Annotated in this window: 7 protein-coding genes; 2 read left to right on the plus strand and 5 right to left on the minus strand. The window is 44.5% G+C overall.

The window, feature by feature from the left end; translation table 11 throughout:
- Positions 1-368: 2'-5' RNA ligase family protein (locus VN105_RS01315; protein ID WP_325637152.1), on the plus strand; the 368-nt coding region annotated here is incomplete at its 5' end.
- A 9-nt stretch (positions 369-377) separates the two neighbouring features.
- On the opposite strand, the gene VN105_RS01320 is transcribed toward VN105_RS01315, so the two are convergent.
- From VN105_RS01320 to VN105_RS01340, 5 genes are all read right to left on the minus strand, one after another.
- The gene (locus VN105_RS01320; protein WP_325637154.1) at positions 378-773 is read right to left on the minus strand and encodes a hypothetical protein; all 396 of its coding nucleotides are present in this window, start codon (positions 771-773) and stop codon (positions 378-380) included.
- Positions 770-1,117, minus strand: a complete 348-nt coding sequence (locus VN105_RS01325; RefSeq protein WP_325637156.1) for a hypothetical protein — start codon at positions 1,115-1,117, stop codon at positions 770-772. The genes VN105_RS01320 and VN105_RS01325 overlap by 4 nt, the downstream gene beginning before the upstream one ends.
- A gap of 12 nt (positions 1,118-1,129) precedes the next feature.
- Positions 1,130-1,882, minus strand: a complete 753-nt coding sequence (locus VN105_RS01330) for an SDR family oxidoreductase (protein WP_325637157.1) — start codon at positions 1,880-1,882, stop codon at positions 1,130-1,132.
- A 43-nt stretch (positions 1,883-1,925) separates the two neighbouring features.
- Positions 1,926-2,666, minus strand: a complete 741-nt coding sequence (locus tag VN105_RS01335; protein ID WP_325637158.1) for an SDR family oxidoreductase — start codon at positions 2,664-2,666, stop codon at positions 1,926-1,928.
- 85 nt (positions 2,667-2,751) lie between these two features.
- Positions 2,752-3,693, minus strand: coding sequence for an AraC family transcriptional regulator (locus VN105_RS01340; RefSeq protein WP_325637160.1), 942 nt, complete (start codon positions 3,691-3,693; stop codon positions 2,752-2,754).
- Between the two features lie 90 nt (positions 3,694-3,783).
- Between VN105_RS01340 and VN105_RS01345 the strand changes: the two genes are divergently transcribed.
- On the plus strand, positions 3,784-5,230 hold a 1,447-nt coding region (locus tag VN105_RS01345; protein WP_325637162.1), incomplete at its 3' end, for a hypothetical protein.

The following is a 5,230-nucleotide window of genomic DNA, read 5'->3' on the forward strand; positions in this document are numbered from 1 at the left end:
CACGAATCATTCACCTGGTAAAAAAAGCGGTTGAAATATGCGGGTTATCCCGCTTCGAAATTGAGCTTGATGGATACAATATTTTTCGTCATGGGTATACTTCAGATTCACTTGTTTTAAAAATCCGTTATCCTTACCCCATAACGGAACTGCACAAGTCGCTGTTTAACGTGCTTGAGCGTAAACAACAAAGAATAACACCCCATCTGACCATCGTAAAAGATATACCACACAATAAAATGAACGGAGTAAACCTGTCCGGATTTAATTATCACCGGTCATTTTTGTGCGATAAAATAACCATCCTGAAAAAATCAGCTGCAGATGCTATATATAAGCCACTTTTTGACGTACCATTACCTGAATAATTGTTGTTTCTAATACTTCGCCTGTCCTATATCCAGCCGGTCAATCTTCCCATCCTGGTCAATATGAAACTTAAAATAGGTTTTGAAATCGCCCCACTGATCGCTGTGAAAGCGGCCATATACATCCAGCCCGTTGTTCTCTGCTTTGTCGATGCTGGTAAAGCGTTCGTGGCCAATAGCCTTCTGCCAGAATGCTTTAAAATCCATTTTATTCCCATCATCATACAGTGTTGCTTTATCAGTAAATAAAGCGAACCATGCTTTGCTGTCGTTTGCCTGCAGGGCGTTTATTGCCTGTTTTACCGTGGCATTGGTAAGTTTGTCTGTATTCATAGTACCATTGTTTTGTTGTGCGAAGAGGGTTACAGGCAGGAAGCCAATAATGGCCCATAGTAATGCTTTCATTTTGCGAGCGGGTGTTGCAAATAGATAATAATAAGATTCAGTAAAAAGAAAGGAACCTCTATGGCTGCGCCCTTCAGATCCCTGCCGTACAAAGAAAAACAGATGATCATCAGGATGGATGCTGCCATCAGGAAGTTGCCCAGTAAAAATGTTCTGGGGTACAGGATCATTAAAGCACTCAACACTGTAACCACTCCGTTGATAATGATGGCCGTTTTGCTGAAATGCCAGCGGCTGAATAGGGTAATCATTTCCGGTTTCTGGCCAATCATGGCCAGCCCTTGTTTCAGGCCCATAAATACAGCGAAAATGATCAGGGCGGCGTTGAGTACTTTAAGTATCATAACAATAGATTTTTAATTGGTAGCGCCTCCGTTTACCAGCAGGTGCTGGCCGGAAACAAAAGAAGACAAATCGCTTGCAAAAAACTCAGCCAGGTTAGCCACATCTTCTACTTCTGCAAGTCTTCCCATCGGGCAGCTATCCAGTAATTGTTTTCTCAGTTCAGGATAAGCCGCGGGGTCTGTAAAAATACCGGAATGATCTACCGCGAATGGAATAATCGAATTTACGGTAATTCCTTTATGTCCGATTTCTTTGGATAAAATATCTACCAGGTATCTCGGGGTGGTTTTGCTACCGCCATAAACGGCCATACCAGGTACGGGGAAAGACGTGGTGCTGGAAGCGATGTAAATAATGCGTCCATTATTTTCTACATGCTTTGCCGCCTGCTGCATGGTAAAGTAAGTTCCTTTTGTATTGATGGAAAATACTTTGTCGAATTGCTCCTCCGTGAATTTAGTTACCGGTACTTCCACCATTTCTATACCTGCATTGGCTACCACGATATCGATTTTTCCAAAGGCTTCTTTTGCTGCGGCGAACAGTTTTTCAAGATCGGCTACCTTGCTAACATCGGCCTGTACGGCAATTACGCGGGCACCCATTGCAGTGATGTTACTAACTACTTCATCTGCGGATGCCTTATCTTTTGAATAATTCACTACTATATCGGCGCCTAAGGCGGCGTAACGTTCTGCAATGGCTTTTCCGAGTCCTCTTGCTGATCCTGTGATCAGCGCTACTTTATTTTTTAGGCTATTCATGATGTTTGTATTTAATTTTTTTAGAGAGATGAATACTGAATGATCAGGCCATACCGCCGTTTACGCCGATGTTCTGGGCGTTGATCCATTTGGCATCGTCGCTGGCAAGGAATACCACCACCTTTGCAATATCGGCGGGTTCTCCGATACGGTTGAAAGCAGAAAGGGATGCCAGCCGGGCAATCAATTCTTCCGATTTGCCATTGGTAAATAATTCCGTATCGGTGGGGCCGGGAGAAACGGAGTTTACATTGATACCTCTTGCGCCTACTTCTTTGGAGAATACGCGGGTGAGCTGTTCCACCGCTGCTTTGGTAGCTACATAGGTGGCATAGGCAGGCAGCATAATACGATTTACAGAAGTGGAGAAGTTAATAATGCTGCCGTTATCTGCCAGGCGGGTAGCGGCCTCTCTCATGGTATTGAAGGTACCTCTTACATTGATGTCGAACTGCCGGGTGAAATCTTCGTCGGAGGTGTCTTTGATCAGTTTGGTGATCATGACGCCGGCATTATTTACCAGCACGTCTATACGGCCGTAATGTGCGATGGCTGCATCAAAGAGGGCTTTTACATCATTGCTTTGGCTTACATCAGCCTGAAGCGCAATGGCATCACCGCCTTGTTGTTTGATGTCGTTTACTACCTGAAGTGCCGCATCTTTACCACCTGCATAATTAACAATTACTTTTGCGCCTGCAACTGCCAGCTGACGGGCAATTTCAGCGCCAATGCCTCTTGAAGAACCGGTAACCAGGATGATCTTATCTTTTAAAGTGCTCATATTTTTGTGTTTTAATTTGATAACACAAAGGTGAAGCAACGGTTGCCTTAAAAAGTATAAGAATTACACTAATAGTTACAAATATCTAAGATGCATGCTGTTTCCGGTAAAGAACGGGGGAAATACCGGTTTGTTTCTTAAAATAATTACTGAAATGGGTAGCTTCGGTAAAACCCAGCTGGCTGGCAATTTCTTTAACAGAGGCAGGAGAATGCTGCAGTAAGGAGCGGGCTTCGGTAATGGTTTTCTCTGAAATCCAGGTGCCAATGGGTTTCCCTGTTTTGCTTTTAATCACGTTGCTGAGGTAATTGGGATGCAGGTGCTGAGCATCGGCATAGTCCTGTACCCTGAATACCTTATCGGCTTTCCCACTTACCAGGTCGCGGTAATGTTGCTCCAGGGTCCTCTTAAACTGTTTCACGATCTGCGAACTGCGGTTACCTTCATATATGGGGTTATAATCTTCCCAGAAATACTCTTTGATCTTCAGCAGCAGCACTACAAACAGGTTACCTATCATCCGTGTTCTGTATGCGGAAGAAGAAAAATATTCCTTTTCTATCTGCAGGTATAATTGTTCAAACTCCGCAAACACTTCCGGCTGCAGGGTTCTGGGCGGTACGGTTTCCGCAAGAAGAAAGGGAAATTCTTCGAAGATCTTCGGATGCACATTTTCCTTGAGAAAAGATTCGCTGAGTGTAACCAGGTGTACATCATTGAGCTGCTGCCATTCGAACGATTTAAAATGTCCCGGGTTAGTAAAATAAATAGTTCCGGGAGAAGTGTTAAAAGTTTGTTCATCGGTAGTATAGCGGCCGATGCCATCTTTCACAAAAACAAAAGAAAAGAAATTGGTACGGTATACAATAGAAGTATAAGGCAGCTCACGATGGATGTTTTTCAGGTTGTGAATGGTAAAAGCGGTTTTCGCATCGATACTGTCCACCGGCAACCCCTGGTAGATATACTGATCCAGCAGGGTGTTAAAAATAATCCTTTCTTCCTGGTGTGCTTTCCTTTCAGACATTAAATGTTGCTTTGTGTGAAATTAAGAATTAAAAGATTCTTCTCATATTTGTATAAGTTTTCCCTTATTACATACAAATACCTTCATCCCATGAAGATACTATACCTGTTACTGCTTTTTACCGGCATAACGGCTGCTGCCGCCGCCCAGCCTCCCGGTAACCGGCTACTCCTTTATAGCGCCGCTCTCAAACTGGATGTGAGTCCGCAGGAACAGTTAATTGTTACTTCAAAAGGGGGCGAAATAGCAATGGCGGATTCCATTCATGGCTACTGGAGATCTGTGCATGTGGGCTCGCCCGACAAACCTGTTACCGGGCTGCATATTGAACATGCCACTTTTTTTAACCATGATACGGGATTCATTTCAGGCTTCCTTGCCGGCAGCGGGGGCAAATACGATATTATTTACCGCACCACCGATTTCGGGAAAAACTGGGCGGCGGTAGAGCTCCCCCAAAGCGGTTGGGCAGATGCGGCATCGTGGCTGGATAATGGCGAAGCATGGCTAACAGTTGCCGGCAATGGGATAGTCCATAGCACCGACTTTGGCGCTACATGGAATGGTATGATCATGCCCCAGTGGGGGAACGGACAACGGTATGCCCAACTGTTCTTTAACCAGCACCGTGAAGGTATAACCGGCTCACTGTGGAATATCATCATGATACGCCGCCCTGGCGCCTCCTCCTGGGAAAAGGTACCCACCCCGCTGGATCAGCATAAATATGCCAAAACCGACACGAAAAGCGGGCCTGCTATAAATGATGTGGCTATTTATAAAAACTACCTGCTGGTAAACCAGGAAAACTTGATCTTTTATAGCAGGAAAGATACGATCAACTGGATACGATTACCGGCCTATAGTAATTTTTACACAGATGCCGCCAATACAGCCCTCTATTTCCGCAGGGACAATAATAAGTTTGTAAAGGCGGATGAGCAGCTACAGCCATTATTCAGCTATAACACCACTGCAACTTACTACGACGCTGTTTGCAAAAATGCCAGCCTGTTTGTTTTAGGGGCAGGGGAAATAATGCAATTAAAACCCGACCAACAGGTCATTACAGCTGGCATGTATACAACAGACAGCATCGATACCACACCTTCACCGGATATTATTGGCGATGCCGGTAAGAAGCAATATGGTATATCCGGTAATGAAATTTTTGTTCAGAACGGGGAGGAGGATTCCTGGAATCATTATCTTACTTTACCCATACCTCCTGAAGACATTTCCAACATCCGGATAAATAATTTCACTATCATATGCGGCACCAAAAAGGATTCACTATACACTTACAATATCCACAAGCGAAAAGCCAAGATGAAAGCCAATAAAGACGTCATCAGGGACTTTTGCATGGCAGGGATCAAAAGTATTGCCTTTGCCAATGGCAGCCAGGGATGCGACCAACAGCGCTTCAACAAACTCACGTTTAAAAAAATCAAAGGAGGATTTAAAGCAGCAAAGCTCCTGCCCGGCCAGGATACCATGCAGATAGTTACATTTATTGATGAAGCGCCGGTGCTTG

The sequence above is a fragment of the Chitinophaga sp. genome (assembly GCF_035564935.1).
Classification (GTDB): domain Bacteria; phylum Bacteroidota; class Bacteroidia; order Chitinophagales; family Chitinophagaceae; genus Chitinophaga.

Coding starts and splice junctions, on each gene's coding strand:
- VN105_RS01325 (WP_325637156.1), bottom strand. CDS start 1,117: ATGATACTTAAAGTACTCAACGCCGCCCTGATCATTTTCGCTGTATTT.
- VN105_RS01340 (WP_325637160.1), bottom strand. CDS start 3,693: ATGTCTGAAAGGAAAGCACACCAGGAAGAAAGGATTATTTTTAACACC.
- VN105_RS01335 (WP_325637158.1), bottom strand. CDS start 2,666: ATGAGCACTTTAAAAGATAAGATCATCCTGGTTACCGGTTCTTCAAGA.
- VN105_RS01320 (WP_325637154.1), bottom strand. CDS start 773: ATGAAAGCATTACTATGGGCCATTATTGGCTTCCTGCCTGTAACCCTC.
- VN105_RS01330 (WP_325637157.1), bottom strand. CDS start 1,882: ATGAATAGCCTAAAAAATAAAGTAGCGCTGATCACAGGATCAGCAAGA.